Annotated in this window: 13 protein-coding genes; 5 read left to right on the forward strand and 8 right to left on the reverse strand. The window is 60.6% G+C overall.

Features of this window, described 5'->3' with window-relative positions; genetic code table 11:
- Positions 1–214 precede the first annotated feature (214 nt).
- Entirely contained in the window at positions 215–430 is a 216-nt protein-coding gene (locus ACZ9H4_RS32970) for a hypothetical protein (RefSeq protein WP_408144536.1), read from the forward strand.
- Between the two features lie 79 nt (positions 431–509).
- Here ACZ9H4_RS32970 and ACZ9H4_RS32975 read toward each other — a convergent pair whose 3' ends face one another.
- From ACZ9H4_RS32975 to ACZ9H4_RS33000, 6 genes are all read right to left on the reverse strand, one after another.
- Positions 510–1,490, reverse strand: a complete 981-nt coding sequence (locus tag ACZ9H4_RS32975) for a LysR substrate-binding domain-containing protein (protein ID WP_408144538.1) — start codon at positions 1,488–1,490, stop codon at positions 510–512.
- A 49-nt stretch (positions 1,491–1,539) separates the two neighbouring features.
- Positions 1,540–3,162, reverse strand: a complete 1,623-nt coding sequence (locus tag ACZ9H4_RS32980; protein ID WP_408144540.1) for a tripartite tricarboxylate transporter permease — start codon at positions 3,160–3,162, stop codon at positions 1,540–1,542.
- Positions 3,163–3,165: 3 nt separating this feature from the next.
- A complete protein-coding gene (locus ACZ9H4_RS32985; protein WP_408144542.1) occupies positions 3,166–3,660 on the reverse strand; it encodes a tripartite tricarboxylate transporter TctB family protein in 495 nt (164 codons plus the stop codon).
- A 36-nt stretch (positions 3,661–3,696) separates the two neighbouring features.
- Positions 3,697–4,683, reverse strand: a complete 987-nt coding sequence (locus tag ACZ9H4_RS32990; RefSeq protein WP_408324651.1) for an aldo/keto reductase — start codon at positions 4,681–4,683, stop codon at positions 3,697–3,699.
- Between the two features lie 36 nt (positions 4,684–4,719).
- Positions 4,720–5,733 (reverse strand): porin, encoded by a 1,014-nt coding sequence (locus ACZ9H4_RS32995; protein ID WP_408144546.1) that lies wholly within the window; start codon positions 5,731–5,733, stop codon positions 4,720–4,722.
- A gap of 481 nt (positions 5,734–6,214) precedes the next feature.
- A complete protein-coding gene (locus ACZ9H4_RS33000; RefSeq protein ID WP_408144548.1) occupies positions 6,215–7,192 on the reverse strand; it encodes a Bug family tripartite tricarboxylate transporter substrate binding protein in 978 nt (325 codons plus the stop codon).
- A gap of 257 nt (positions 7,193–7,449) precedes the next feature.
- On the opposite strand from ACZ9H4_RS33000, the gene ACZ9H4_RS33005 reads away from it, so the two are divergent.
- On the forward strand, positions 7,450–7,890 hold the full coding sequence (locus ACZ9H4_RS33005; protein ID WP_459252109.1) for a sigma 54-interacting transcriptional regulator: 441 nt from the start codon (positions 7,450–7,452) through the stop codon (positions 7,888–7,890).
- Positions 7,891–8,718: 828 nt separating this feature from the next.
- Positions 8,719–9,804, forward strand: coding sequence for a porin (locus ACZ9H4_RS33010; RefSeq protein ID WP_408144550.1), 1,086 nt, complete (start codon positions 8,719–8,721; stop codon positions 9,802–9,804).
- An 86-nt stretch (positions 9,805–9,890) separates the two neighbouring features.
- Here ACZ9H4_RS33010 and ACZ9H4_RS33015 read toward each other — a convergent pair whose 3' ends face one another.
- The gene (locus tag ACZ9H4_RS33015) at positions 9,891–10,238 is read right to left on the reverse strand and encodes a cupin domain-containing protein (protein WP_408144552.1); all 348 of its coding nucleotides are present in this window, start codon (positions 10,236–10,238) and stop codon (positions 9,891–9,893) included.
- A gap of 501 nt (positions 10,239–10,739) precedes the next feature.
- Here ACZ9H4_RS33015 and ACZ9H4_RS33020 point away from each other — a divergent pair.
- Both ACZ9H4_RS33020 and ACZ9H4_RS33025 read left to right on the forward strand, forming a co-directional pair.
- Positions 10,740–11,807, forward strand: coding sequence for a hypothetical protein (locus ACZ9H4_RS33020; protein WP_408324653.1), 1,068 nt, complete (start codon positions 10,740–10,742; stop codon positions 11,805–11,807).
- A 240-nt stretch (positions 11,808–12,047) separates the two neighbouring features.
- Positions 12,048–12,512, forward strand: a complete 465-nt coding sequence (locus ACZ9H4_RS33025) for an MFS transporter (RefSeq protein ID WP_476122488.1) — start codon at positions 12,048–12,050, stop codon at positions 12,510–12,512.
- A 335-nt stretch (positions 12,513–12,847) separates the two neighbouring features.
- On the opposite strand, the gene ACZ9H4_RS33030 is transcribed toward ACZ9H4_RS33025, so the two are convergent.
- On the reverse strand, positions 12,848–14,200 hold the full coding sequence (locus tag ACZ9H4_RS33030) for a methyl-accepting chemotaxis protein (protein ID WP_476122489.1): 1,353 nt from the start codon (positions 14,198–14,200) through the stop codon (positions 12,848–12,850).
- Between the last annotated feature and the right edge of the window lie 20 nt (positions 14,201–14,220).

Raw genomic sequence — 14,220 nt, forward strand, 5'->3', positions numbered from 1 at the left:
GCGCTCGCCGGCTCGCATGCGCGGACCTCATGCCGGTGCGCTGCGAGTCGGAGAGTCGGTTCCCGGTTGTCGGAAATGTGAATCGCGCCGCTATGGACGCTGAAGAAGCGCTGTAAAAGCGCTGTAAAAGCGCGGAGGCTAACGCCGTGGCTGACTCAGGTCGCTCACGCCGAAAATGTCGATCAATACGGGCAACTGCTCGGGATAAGCATGAATGACGTTCTTCGCCACGCTCATCGCTACGCCGCACAGCGTGGCGGCGCGGCACCACGCGTTCGTCATCTGGATACGCATCCGCCTGTCTCCTGATCGTGTGGAACTGGGGCGCGTCATCGTCCCCGATCCTTTAAGCCATTGCCTTTGCGCTGTTTGCAAACTGCGCGAGGCCGATGGAGACATCATCGTGCTGCCCGAGATTTCCGTCTATTGAAATAAAGCACCGGCGCGTTAGCCTGCAGGTTAAGCCCCCAATGCCGATTCGGCGCGTAAAGAGGAAAGGCTGCAGGCGCTCAGCCGGCTTTTTCCGCCACCATCCAGCTACCGGATTCGCCCCTGTCCGTGATCGGCGGGCACACCTTCTCCAGACAGCGCAGCAGCAGCGTCGCACTTGGCGCGAGCGGCTTGTCGCCGCGCCACACCACGCCCATCGGGCGCGTGACGAGACTCAGATCGAGCGGCAGCACGTGTATCGGGCCGACATCCGTGCGGGGATACAGCATATCGACGGTGTGTAGCGCAATGGCGTCGTTGATCTGGATGTAGGCGCGGATCAGATGCGTCGACAAGGTCTCGATGTAATTCGATGGCATAGGCAGACCGTGGCGCGCCAGGGTGTTCTCGATCGGCTCGCGCAGCAGCGATCCCGACGGCGGCAGAATCCACGGAAATCCACTGAGGTCCGACCATTGCAGCTTCTTCTTGCCTGCGAGCGGGTGATGCACGGCCGTGACCAGCTTGACTGGTGTATCGAACAGCATGCGCTCCTGCAGACCAACGGTGTCCGCCTTGTTCGGCAGGCGGCCCACAATCATGTCGAGGTCGCCGCGCCGCAAATCCTGCAGCAGCGCGGTCATGCGGCCTTCGAGTATCAACACATTGGTGTGCGGCGCTTCCTGTTTCAGAAGCGCGAGCGCCCTCGGTATGAGGGTGGAGATCGGCGTCGGTAGCGCGCCGACATGGACCTTGCCGGCGCTGCCCGTCTGCAGCGCCTTGATTTCTTCAGCGGCCTGACTCAGGCTGCTCAGCACCGCGCGCGCGTGGCGCACCACGCACTCGCCGTAAGCGGTGGGCCGCAAGCCATTGACGGTGCGCTCGAAGAGCTTCACGCCCAGCGCGCTTTCGATTTCACCGAGCGCCTTGGATACCGCCGGTACGGTTACGTATGAATTCGACGCTACCTGCCGCAGGTTGCGGAAGTCGTAGACCGCGACGAGAAGGCGCAGATGACGCGCCTTCAGGTTGACGCTCAGATACCAATCCAGCTGACTCATAGTGTCTCCGGTGCGCACGCCGCGCATCGGACGATGCAGCGGACCAGCGCTATTCGTTCTGCGGGCGGCCTCCCGAACCTGTCGCCGCGTGATCGGGATACTGCGCGCGTTCGGCCGCGTGAGCTTCTTCCATCGTGGGTGGATGAGGGAGCAAGCCGGCGTGCCGGCGCGACCTGCGAAGCCTGATACCGCCACGCACCGCGAAATACGCCTGCGCTGCGATCAGCAGCAAGCATACGAACAAGAACGTCGCGCTGATCGGCCGCTCGACGAAAATGCGCAGGCTCCCATGCGATAACAACAGCGCACGCCGAAAGTTTTGCTCGACCATCGGCCCGAGCACGTACCCGAGCATGATCGGTGCAATCGGAAAGCGCAGTGCGATGAATACCGCGCCCATCAAGCCGAACACGAGCACCTCGCCCACCTCGAACAAGCTGTTGTTCGTGCTGTACACGCCCACCGCGATAAAGAATAACGCAGCCGGATAAAGGAAACGATAGGGAACTTGCAGTACGCGCACCCAAACCTGAATGAGCGGTACGTTCAGCAGCACCAGCAAAACGTTGCCGATCCAGAAGCTCGCGATCAAGCCCCAGAAAATATCCGGGTGATCCCCCAGCAACTGCGGCCCCGGCTGGATGCCCTGAATCAGAAGCGCGCCGAGCAGAAGCGCCATCACCGGATCGCCGGGAATGCCGAGGCTCATCGTCGGAATGAAGTCGATCTGCGTCTTCGCGTGCGAAGATGCTTCAGGGCTTGCCACACCTTCGAGCGCGCCGTGCCCGAAACGCTCCGGGTGCTTCGCGATGCGCTTTTCCAGTGCATACGCGATGAAGGTCGTGATAGTCGGCCCGGTCCCCGGCATCGCGCCGAACAGCGTGCCCACCGCCGTACCGCGCACAATGGGCCAGAACGCCTGCTTCAGTTCCGCACCGCTCGGGCGCATGTCGCGCAAACGCAGTCTCGCGCCGCTGCCCACCACATGCATGCGATTCACGCTGCGCAGAAACTCTGCGACGCCGAACAGGCCGAGCGCGAGCGCGACGAGCTGCACGCCGTCCGCGAGTTCCGTAAAACCGAAGGTGAAGCGCACCGTGCCCGATGTCGAATCCGCACCGACCATGCCGAGCAGCAGGCCGACCACGGTCATCGATACACCTTTCACACGCGATCCGCTCGACATGGTGCCGCCCGCGAGCAGGCCGAGCAGCATGATCGAGAAGAGCTCGGTCGGACCGAACTTGAACGCGACACTCACGAGCAAGGGCGACGCGAACACCATCACTGCGATGCCGAATGACGCCGCAGCGAACGACGCCACCATCGTGATGCCGAGCGCTGTTCCGCCCTTGCCCTGCCGCGTGAGTGGATAACCGTCGATGCACGTCACCGCATGCGGCGGATGGCACGGCAGATTGAGCAAAATCGCGCCGATCGCCCCGCCATATTGCGAGCCATAGAAGATGCCTGCAAGCATCAGGATGGCCGGCACCGCGTGCATGGAATATGTCAACGGCAGCAGGATGGAGATCGCAGACAACGGCCCCATGCCGGGCAACACGCCGATCAGATTACCTGTCAGCACGCCGGCGAACGACCAGATGAAGTTATGCGGCTCCAGCGCCACGCCGAAGCCCTGCCACAGCGCGGAAAGCGACTCCCAGATCATCCATCACCCCCAAGTGAACAGAGGAAACTGTACTTGCAATGCCCACCAGAACACCACGACGCAGACGATCGACATCGCCACGGCCAGCACCAGAGCACTCAATAACGTGTTGTCGCGATCGCCGAGCGCCGAGATGAACACGACAGCGAAGGTTGCGGGCAGCAGTCCGCCGTATTTGCCGAGCACGACAAACGCGGCGACGCTCGCGAGAATGCAGAGCCAGCCGCGCCATTCCCGCGGGACGGGTTCTTCCTGCGGCGCGATTTCAGTGGCGCCATCCGCCGCGTGATGCGCCGTCGCTGCGATCCAGACGCCGAGCAGCGTCAGGACCACGCCCAGCGCGACAGGGAAAAAACCCGAACCCATCGCGGTGAGCGAGCCGAGCCCGTAGCTCGCGCCTTGCGCGATAGCGCCCGTGCCGATCAGCATCATCAGCGCACCACCGTAATATTCCCACCGGCGCGCGCCAGCGCCGTTTCCTTCGGTGCGAGTGTTCATGGCATGTTTCCTTGATGAACGGCTTCGTACGCCGCTTCAACCGAAACCCGCCACCGCATGAGGCACGTAAGGCTCCTCGAGCGCGGCGATCTCGTCGGCTGTCAGCGCAACATCGAGCGCCGCGACGGCATCCTGCAGATGCCGAAGCTTCGACGCGCCGACAATCGGCGTCGTTACTCCCGGCTTGTGTATCAGCCACGCGAGCGCGATCTGCGCATACGGCAGGCCGCGCGCCTCGGCCACTGCACCAAGCGCTTCGACCACGCTACGGTCCTGCTTCTTTGTCGCCGAATAGATTTTTTTCGAAAACAGATCGGTCTGGTCACGGATGGTGGCGGGCTCGTCTAGCCACGGACGCGCGAGCTTGCCGCGCGCGAGCGGACTCCACGGCATCACCGCTACGCCCTGATCCCAGCACAGCCCAAGCATCTCGCGCTCTTCCTCGCGGTAAAGGAGGTTAAGATGGTTCTGCATCGAGACGAAGGGCGTCCATGCATTCATCTTCGCCAGATAAAGCGCCTTGCTGAACTGCCACGCGAACATCGACGACGCACCGACATAGCGCACCTTTCCCGCCTTCACGATGTCATGCATCGCCTCGAGCGTTTCCTCGATGGGCGTCGCGTTGTCCCATCGATGCATCTGATAGAGATCGATATAGTCGGTACCGAGACGTTGGAGGCTTGCATCGACCTCGGTCATGATGGCCTTGCGCGACAGCCCGCGCCCGTTCGGATCGCCGCGCATCGGCCAGTAGACCTTCGTCGCGATCACGACCTCATCACGCCTCGCGAAAGCCTTCAGCATCTTGCCGACGATCGCTTCGCTCGTGCCCGCCGAATAGCTGTTGGCGGTGTCGAAGAAGTTGATCCCCGCTTCGAGCGCGGCTTGAAAAATGGGCCGCGCGTGTTCTTCATCGAGCGTCCATTCGTGCGTGCCTGATTGCGGATCGCCGAAGGTCATGCACCCAAGGCACAGCTTCGAAACCTGCAGGCCGGTCCGGCCGAAGTTCACATACTTCATCTGCCAGTACTCCTTCTTCAGATGCACTCCGCACCGTCAGAAACCGTGATTGATACCGACCGTGAGTGCGAGTTGATGCGGCTGCTGGGTCGCATTCAAGGCCTTGTTGGTGATGTATGAACCGGAGAATCTCGTGTAATCGCACTCCGCATAGAGCACGGTCTGCTTCGACAGCGAATACGCAATGCTTGCAAGTCCCTGGCTGCGCTTGCCGCTGGTATTCGGCAAGTCGGTGATGTAGTACGCCGCGCCGATACGCGTATACGGGTTCAGTTCGTAAGTCACGCCCCCCCAGTAGTTGAGCGTGCGCACGTCCTTATTCGGCTCGGCCGCGTTGACGTTATCGTTCATATAGCCGCCAGCGAAACGCAACGCACCGAACGTCAGCGCCGCGCCCACCGTGTAATAGTCGGCCGGCTGATACGTCGTGCCCGAGAGCACCGTGCGATAGATATACGCTCCGCCTACATTCACCGGTCCCATCTTGTATTGCAACCCCGCTCCGCGCGCAGAACCGGCGTTGAAATCTCCCGCCACACCGCCGAACGAATTCTCCGCACGCACCCGGAAGGGTCCATACGAGCCGGTGTATTTCGCGTCGTTATTGAAGCGTGTGCCGGCGGTCGCGGGCGTGAGAGGAATGATGCCGGGATATTGGAAGTTGAACGGGTCGTAATCGTAGACCACGTCATGAGCGATGGTGTATTGGCGGCCGAAATCGAGCGAACCGAACCAGCCGCCCACACCCACGTAGGCACCCCGGTTGAACAACACTCCGTTTGAGTTGTCGAGAGCGCCGTTGCCGAGATTGAAGCCGGTTTCCAGCTTGAAGTGAGCGTTGTAGCCCCCGCCCAGATCTTCCTCTCCAACGAAGTCGAGCCGGTTCGACGTGAAGAACCCGTTCGAGTTCATCGAGTACTGACTGCCCTGTCCGGTGCGGGTATAGCGGATGCCTCCGTCGACTACGCCCGCCAGCGTGACTGAGGATTGCGCATGAGCCGCGCCTGCGATCTGGCAGGCGGCCAGTAATACCGATAATTTTTTTATCATTGGATGTCTTCGATAAGTAGCGGATTGACACTTCCCGTGCTGGCCGCTTACGGCGTATGCCGTACAACCCGGCCGGCCGGGGTCGCCTGTCAGTCGTGCAGCATGGCGACCTCCGCCCCTGACTCGCCGGTCCGATCTGTTTCTCTTTTGCTTCGTTGCATGACTGTCTCCAGATAGCGCCCTGTCTCAAGGCTTCTTTTATGCGGGCATGTGCGCCCTTCACCGCTTCGCCGAGCGGTCGGTTCTGCTGTGAAATCTTTCTCCGTGGCTTCCCGCATCCCGTCACTTCGCAAGCGGATCAGCCAGTAGTTCTGCCCACCGCACGGTGTTCCGTGCAGTCCACCTTCCTGCTATGAGTGCTCGATCAACGCCGCGCTCCCGGGTCGATTCGGTTCGGTTCGATACCGGGGCGGCGGGGATCGCCGACGATCGCGGCGATCGGTGTCCATGGCGGACGAATCGATGAATTCGCCTCAGAACTTCATTGACGCGGAATGCCTGCCCTGTCGATGACGACCTTCCACTTGTCCTGATCCTTCTGCACGCGTTGCGTCATTTCGGCGGGCGTGCTCGAATGCGCCTCCGCGCCGAGGTCGAGGAGTTTCTTCTGTACGTCGGGAGCGGAAACAGCATCGGCGATGTGCTTCGCAAGCGCGTCAACGATGGCATCCGGCGTTCCGGCGGGTACGCTCAGACCGTTCCACGACGTCGCTTCGTAGCCTTTGAGTCCGCTCTCGCCGAGCGTCGGCACATCGGGAAGACCCGCGAAGCGCTTCTCACCGGTCGCGGCCAACGCGATCAGCGACTTCGACGCGATCTGTCCAATCACGGAGGGCATGATCTCGAACGCGGCCTGAATTTCGCCCCCACGTAGTGCGGTGACGACTTGGCTCGTCGAGTCGTAGGGAACGATTTGCGCATCGATGCCCGCCATCGACTTGAACAGATCCGCCGCGAGGTTCTGCGTGCTGCCCGTTGCGATGGTGCCGATATTGACCCTGCCGGGATGCGCCTTCGCATAGGCGATCAAATCAGCAACGGTCCTGAAATGCGACTGGCCATTTGCGAGCAGCACGAGATCGAACGAGGAAATAGACGACACGTGCTTGAAATCACTCATCGTGTACGGGAGGCGCTTGAATAGCTGCGTCGCTACGGCGGTACCCCCACCGAGCAGAAAAATCGTGTAGCCGTCCGGTTTTGCGTGCGCGACCATGGTCGCCGAATTCACGAAGCCCGCGCCCGGCCGGTTGAGAATGATGACGGACGCCTTGGTCTGCTGCGTCATCTTCTGCGCGAAGACGCGTGCGGTGAGGTCGCCCGCGCCGCCTGGACCATAAGGCACCACGATCGTGACGGTGCGGCTTGGATAATCCTGCGCAGCATGACCGGAGAGGCTTGAAAACAGGCACAACGCAGCAATGAACCGCCACAGACAGCGAGCTAACTCGCGAGGCATGTCGTCTCCTTGTGTGCGGCTGTGAACGCCACATCGTTATGCTGGTTCCGGAAGACGTAGACTCGCGCGCGGCTTGCATCGATTCGTCTGCGGCTTTCGATGCTTGCATCGTCTCACCGCGACATGACCAGGTCCATTGAATAAAATCGACGGCGCGTTAACCTCCCGGTAAAGATACACGCCGAATTTGATGCGAGAAGTGGACACGGTCCACCCATGCCAGGTAAGCAACTCAATAGCCAACCGAAGCCCAGACTATGACCGCCCGGCAAGGCGAGTTATTCGGAGAGCACCCCACCATTATCGAAGCACGGCGGCTCATTACCCGTATCGCGCAAAGCCAGGTCCAGAGCGTGCTCATTTACGGGGGAGACCGGCACCGGTCAAGGGCTGGTGGCGCGCATGCTCCACCAGCAGCCGCATCGCGCCCAGCAGACTTTCATCGATCTGAATTGCGCCGCCATACCTGCGGCGCCGCGGAGAAGAAGAGCGGCCTGATCGAGGCGGCGAACGCGGGTACCGTCTTTCTCGACGAAATCCGCGAGATGGACCTCGTGCTTCAGGCGAAGCTGCTCAGCCTGCTCGACACCACACGCTTTCGCCGCGTGGGCGCCGTGGAGCCCATCGAGGTGGCCGTGCGCTTCGTTGCGGCTACCAACAAGATCCTGTTCAACGAAGTCAAGAATGGCGAATCATAGTTCCGGGCTCACCGATTTTGATTTCGTAACCGAAGCCTGTGGTCAAGTAGCCTTACGGCTAAGTAACCAGAGTCTCGCTCGATGGCTTAGACGAGGCCGCGAACCCACGCGAAGATGTCCTTTGAGGCCCGCGAGAATCGCGTATAGGCCGTGCCCAAGATCTGTGAGGCGACGACGACACGCTGACCCCGGTCCGATATGCGCCGGCGGCGCCAACCACGGCTGCCAAGGCCCCCATTTGCACCATGAGATCGAGGCTGCGTTTGTAGTCGGACACTCATCGGCCCTGCAAAAACAAGTACGGAAATCCGCGCCAAGTGTCGCACAACCTCGGCGCTGCAGTGCTTCGCCAGTTCGTTTTTGCCACGCATAGACCATCCGGTGACGTCCCCAGCCTTCGCTCGGCTCACCGGATTGATACTGGTTTACCCGGTCCGGTTACCAGTAAAAAAATACCATCCAATCGAAGTTTTATACATGGACGCATCGCCATCCGCGCAATTAATCTTCGCCGGGTGACGTTCGGTACGCGTTTCGCGGGAATCGACATCGAGCACGCGAAAAATACATTCAATCAAAGGAAATCAGATTGAGCAGCGAAACTACTTCAGGCCGTCAGCTTGCCCCGCTGTTACCGGCCTCCGATCCGACAGACAACAACTCGACGGGCCGCCCCTAACCGACCCGCCATCCGTAAGACCGTGGCATATCCGGGCGTATCGGCACGCTCGACCGTTCCACTTCATGACATTTAGATTAGTTGTACAAACATAATAATTATTTATAAAAGCACCAGCATTCCGGTGTCAATAAAAACGGAGATTTCGCATGAGAAGGTTTATCACTATCGCATCCGGCGCAGTCTTGTCCTGCGCGTCCGCCACTCCTGTGTTCGCACAGTCGACGGTCACACTCTACGGCGTGCTCGACAATGGCTTCGTCTATCAGAATGCGGGCAGCAACAATTCGGCGATCAAAGCGGTACCGGGCGGACTCTTCTCGACACGGTACGGCCTTAAGGGCAGCGAGGATATCGGCGGTGGCCTGCACGTCAATTTTCAGTTGGAGCAGGCCTTCTCCGGTCAGACGGGTGCAGCGACAGACCCGACCAAGGCCTTCAATCGTCTAGCGTTTGTCGGCATGTCCGGTGGTTTTGGAGAAGTGCGCTTAGGCTTGCAAAACACGCCGCAATACGACGTGCTGCAAGCGGCAATGGATCCTTCCTGGGTGAAGAGCATTGCGTCGCCGATGAATAATTTCAACGCGTTGATCATCCGCGCCAACAATGGCATTTCGTATTACACCCCCACGTTTGGCGGCCTGAATGCCAAGTTCATGGTGGCATTGCGCGATAGAACGACCGCGACGGGCAACGGCATTGGGTTGTACAACGTTGTCGTCCAGTACGTTAACGGGCCGTTAAATGTGGCGGCCGGCTACGAACGAGGAGACGAACCCAGCGTCGGAGCGGGTGGGAGCTATTCGCTGGCGGGCGGTGCTTCCGCGGGCCCAGGCGCTGTACTGAGCGTGTTCAACGCGGGTGCTTCGTATGCGATCGGGGCCAACCGCATCTGGCTGGCCTATCACACGGAGAATCTGACCAATACACCGAAATACCAGCAGCACGACGTTTACCAGATCTCGGACTCGTATCAGATCGACCCATTCTCGCTCCTTTCGCTGATGTACGGTTACCTGCACGATCGCACGGGGAAGGGCAACAATGCGCAGCAATTGGGCCTGCTTTTCGAGTACTCCCTGTCCAAATCGACCGAGCTCTATACGGCGGCCGGCTTTATCCAGAACAAGAATCTGGCGGCATACACGCTTTCCGGCACCGCGTATTCAGGCCTTGCGGTCACTCCCGGCACCAACAACCGCGGCATTGGAGTCGGCCTGGTACACAAGTTCTGAAGGCCGTGGCATAAATCCCGTTAGCTTTGTCCAGAAGCGTCGTTTCGGCATTCTCGGTGTTTCCAGGAGTGGCCATTCGGGAACGGTCAATTGCAGGTAGTCTCGAATGACAGGATTGGCCAAGCTCTCGCCGCCTGACACAACTGCCTGGATGACCGTTTCGACCGAATCTGACGGTCAACGTCACGAACTCCGCGGCTCAACCTTAGCTCGATCGCGGTCTGAGTGGAACCGGCAAGCGGTATCGGGCGAGGCACAGACCACAGCGTGCTGAACTCGCGCAGCTCGGCATTGATGTGCCGGAGATAAACCTCGTCAGTCGTGACGACCCAGCGGTCGACATCGGTCTCATAGTCGAGACCACGCACGCATTTGGTCGGCAGCAGCAATGTGCAGGGCCCCTCGAAGGGCACACCGCTTTCTTCTAGATTCATGATGCCCCGCCCGCACAGCATGAGATCACTTTCCCATAGGCTGGATGCGCATGCGGTTCAGTATGCCAGCGGCCTCGCTCGGTCACATGCCCGACGTGCACGAACCAGTTCTTGTCATCCGGGCGTTCGACCTTCGGCACGGTTGTCTGCTTCACGGCTCCGCTTTGCTTACGGTGATGATCCTTTGTCATCGCGCCAGGTGTCATGGAACCCTTTTCCGACTGAAGCAGCCAGCACATCCTTTTCTGCTGTGTCCGCTGAACAACTTCGGATATTCGACCAGAAAAAAGGCTAATGAGACTTACCCGAAGATCTCACTCATTAAAAAGTGCCAGCGAATCTCAATTTTGTGTAAAGGCATTCGCGCGGGCATCGCATACATTCCATTCCACCGCGACAGGCTTCAACGTGTTGACGTCCGCAACCTGTTATCGACGGTACGAAAAATAGATAGTCGTGAAACGACCGCGTCTTGTATATCAACAAAATATGGAAGGGGACATGAAGAAATCCAACGCCGTCCGCGTGCCACTGCTGGGTATCGCTCTCTTCGGCTGCCTCACGGGTCTGGCGCATGCAGCAGAGATGCCGCTCGCCTCAGGAGGAGATGCACAAGCACTGCAACTTGCTCAGACGGACAGCACAACTCCCGTCGCCACATCTGATTTAACCGCGGCACCCGCGAAGCTGGCCCAGGCCAGCACAGTCACCGCGCCGCTTTCACCGCCGCCGGGGCTATTCGCCCCACCGTCCTCGTGGAATGACACGTATATCGGCTATCGTGTGGGCACCAATTTCCGCTATCCCGGCGTACGAACCGAGTCTGGTGCGCCGGCCAAGATCACGCAGAACATCGGCTTTCTGACGACCGCGGGCGGCTTCCGGTACGGCAGCTATGCGTTCAATGTCGACTACCTGGTCTCCAGCATGGCGAATCCCGAAGCGGGTCCGACCAATCAATATGGTTACCCCACGCCCGGGTCAGGCGGCGCGCAGGAAGTCTACAGCGTCGGCCGCGTCTCGTTGAGCGCGAGCAAGGTTTTCGGCAGATCGTTTTCCTATGGCTTCATCCGGGACTTTGGCCTAACCACCGGATACGAATTCGGCGCCAAGAACGATTCCTTCGGCGAACGGGCCCGTATGCTCGTTCTCGGACCCACCATCGAGTTCTCCATACCGCAGGGTTTCTGGAATGTCACGCTCGGCGTTCGCACGGAAAGCAACCACAACGGCATCACCAACGTGGACGTGCGCTTCAATCCGGCCGTGCACCTCGAGAGTTCCTGGCTGTATCCGTTCCGTCTGGGCCCGGTTCCGCTAGTCTTCAAAGGTTTTGCCAGCTTGACCGGACCGAAGGGCAAGGACGGCTTCGGCGTCAACACCACCACGGAATTCCTGACCCGTGTGTCGCTGCTGGCGGATGTCGGATCGTTCGCCGGCCATCCGCGCACCGCGTATGCAGGTATCGGCTACGAATACTGGCACAACATGTACGGCACGCCATCCTCCGAGCAACCGGGGACGACCCAGACCTCTTGCCCGATGTTCGTGGTCGAAGTCCACTTCTGACCGTTGGTCCTGGGAAGATTGACCATCGGCAACCGCGATCCGCGGTTGCCGATGGTTACTTTCACGCGCCTGATTGCGGTATGCAGTTTGTGACTTCATTCAATTCATCGCTCCGATACCTCTTTTTGGGTCGCGTCGCGACGGCCGTGTCCACCCAGATGCTTATGGTGGTCGCGGTGCAAATAGGCTCATCGGGTCGGATAAAAGTAGCTTGGCGCGGCCGCCTTCTGGTCCTACGGAATGCTCCAGCTGCCGATGGGCTGGCTCGTCGATCGCTACGGCGTGAAATGGCCTTACTCGACCTGCTTTGTGCTTTGGTGTCTCGGAGCTGCGGCAACCGGCCTGCTCGGTACGCTGTCCACCCTGATCCTCGTGCGCCTGCCGATTGGCGCCACTGAAGCGGTGGTGGCTCCTGCCACGTATCGCTACCTGGCCAACAATTTCGAAGAATCCCAGAAAGGCGCGGCACTCGGGATTTATTCAGTCGGCGGCAAGATAGGTCCCGCGCTTGGCGCACCGATTGCGGCCTGGCTGATCGCCTCGGCTTCCTGGAAGATGATGTTCATTACCCACTGGCCTGGCCGGGCTGATCTGGCTGATGCCGTGGTTGCTGATGCTCAGGAACGATTTCCTGTCCAAAACCGAGCTTGTCGCGGCTCTCGGGTTGGCTGCTTCACATGGGCGGCAACTACACGCTGCCCATGATGGCGATTTTTGTGTTCTTGATGCTGGGCGCGACTAGCACGGCAGTGCTGCCGCGACGGAAGTGGGCACCGAAGGTCATGATTACGAGTCGGTGCAACAACAGTGCGAAGGGCTCGCGCCGCAAACCCCTACGAACAAAACCGCTGCATGACCGCGTCGCGCGCACGCATAAGCAGCAATCTATTCACAGGTAACCCCTCCGCAGCCACGTTCGAGCGCGACTATAGCTATGCGGCAGACACCCGCAGATTCGCCCGTTTCATTCACGCTCGCATTGCCGAACCCGGTGCCCTGATTCGACGACGACGTCCGCGTCCAATTGACGGCGGTTTTCGTCACAGCTGGAACTGGGCGACGGAGTCGACCAAACGCGTCGCTTGCTGCCTGAGGCTTTCGGCCGCCGCCGCGCTTTGCTCGACCAGCGCGGCGTTCTGCTGCGTCGTCTGATCCATCTGGCCGACCGCTTCACCCACCTGTTCGACGCCCGTGCTCTGCTCCGCGCTGGCCCTGCTGATTTCGCCCACGATGACCGTCACGCGCTGCACGGCGCCGACGATCTGTGTCATCGTCGTGCCCGCTTCGTCGACAAGCGCCGTGCCGTAATCGACCCGCTCGACGCTGGCGGCAATCAGCGTCTGGATCTCTCTGGCGGCCTGCGCGCTGCGCTGTGCGAGGCTGCGGACCTCCGTCGCGACTACCGCGAACCCGCGGCCTTGCTCACCCGCGCGGGCCGCCTCGACGGCCGCGTTGAGCGCGAGGATATTGGTCTGGGCCGCGATGCCGTCAATGATACCGATAATGTCAGCAATCTTGCGCGAGCTCTCGTTGATGCCCTTCATGGTCTCGACCACCTGGCCCACCACGTTGCCACCCTGTAGGGCGATCGACGATGCACCGGAGGCCAGATCGCTGGCTTCGCGGGCGTTTTCCGCGTTCCGCCTGACGGTGGCGTTGAGTTCTTCCATCGACGCCGCCGTTTCCTGCAGCGCGCTTGCCTGTTCTTCCGTGCGCTGGCTGAGGTCCAGGTTGCCGGACGCAATCTGCGCCGAGCCGGTCGCGATCGAATCGCTGCTGTTGCGCACCTGCCCCACGATCCTCGCGAGCGAGACAGTCATTTCCTTCATTGCCGCCATCAGGCTATCGGTGTCGCCGGGGTACACGTGCAGATCGATATCGAGCTTGCCGCCCGCGATCAGGCGCGCCGCCTCGCGCGCGTCGTCCGGTTCTCCGCCGAGCTTGCGCGTGATCGAGCGCGAAAACATCACCCCGCCGACGATGCCCGCCAGCACGGTCAGCATCAAGGCGGCGAAGCTCGCCGCGATCGCGCGTGTCTGCTGCGCCTTAGCCTCGGCGCCGGCCGCCGCGGCCCGCTGCACGATCTTGCTGCCGGCCTCGCGCAGCAGGATGACGGGCTCGCGGTCGAGGCCATCCATTGCCTTGTCCCCGGCGGCGCTATCGAACCCCGAGGCCTTGAACTGATCTAGCGCCTTGCGGTACGACTGCGCCATTTCATTGTGGAGCACATTGAATCGCTCGATCATCGTGCGAGCTTCGCCGGGCGGCAACTCGACCGCGAGCTTCTCAGTGGCGGCCTGGACCGTCTGCTCGTATTTCTCGAAGGCGCCCCAGTACTTGTCGAGTTGCTCGGGGTTCTTGCCGCGCAGCGCGACGTCCTTGCCGTTCTGCACCTGGTTCTTGAACGCCATCA

Source organism: Paraburkholderia sp. TE9906 (genome assembly GCF_056279605.1).

Bases quoted from the DNA above. Each gene is read 5' to 3' on its own strand.
- ACZ9H4_RS32970 (WP_408144536.1), top strand. From the start codon at position 215: ATGACGTTCTTCGCCACGCTCATCGCTACGCCGCACAGCGTGGCGGCG.
- ACZ9H4_RS32975 (WP_408144538.1), bottom strand. From the start codon at position 1,490: ATGAGTCAGCTGGATTGGTATCTGAGCGTCAACCTGAAGGCGCGTCAT.
- ACZ9H4_RS32980 (WP_408144540.1), bottom strand. From the start codon at position 3,162: ATGATCTGGGAGTCGCTTTCCGCGCTGTGGCAGGGCTTCGGCGTGGCG.
- ACZ9H4_RS32985 (WP_408144542.1), bottom strand. From the start codon at position 3,660: ATGAACACTCGCACCGAAGGAAACGGCGCTGGCGCGCGCCGGTGGGAA.
- ACZ9H4_RS32990 (WP_408324651.1), bottom strand. From the start codon at position 4,683: ATGAAGTATGTGAACTTCGGCCGGACCGGCCTGCAGGTTTCGAAGCTG.
- ACZ9H4_RS32995 (WP_408144546.1), bottom strand. From the start codon at position 5,733: ATGATAAAAAAATTATCGGTATTACTGGCCGCCTGCCAGATCGCAGGC.
- ACZ9H4_RS33000 (WP_408144548.1), bottom strand. From the start codon at position 7,192: ATGCCTCGCGAGTTAGCTCGCTGTCTGTGGCGGTTCATTGCTGCGTTG.
- ACZ9H4_RS33005 (WP_459252109.1), top strand. From the start codon at position 7,450: ATGACCGCCCGGCAAGGCGAGTTATTCGGAGAGCACCCCACCATTATC.
- ACZ9H4_RS33010 (WP_408144550.1), top strand. From the start codon at position 8,719: ATGAGAAGGTTTATCACTATCGCATCCGGCGCAGTCTTGTCCTGCGCG.
- ACZ9H4_RS33015 (WP_408144552.1), bottom strand. From the start codon at position 10,238: ATGAATCTAGAAGAAAGCGGTGTGCCCTTCGAGGGGCCCTGCACATTG.
- ACZ9H4_RS33020 (WP_408324653.1), top strand. From the start codon at position 10,740: ATGAAGAAATCCAACGCCGTCCGCGTGCCACTGCTGGGTATCGCTCTC.
- ACZ9H4_RS33025 (WP_476122488.1), top strand. From the start codon at position 12,048: ATGCTCCAGCTGCCGATGGGCTGGCTCGTCGATCGCTACGGCGTGAAA.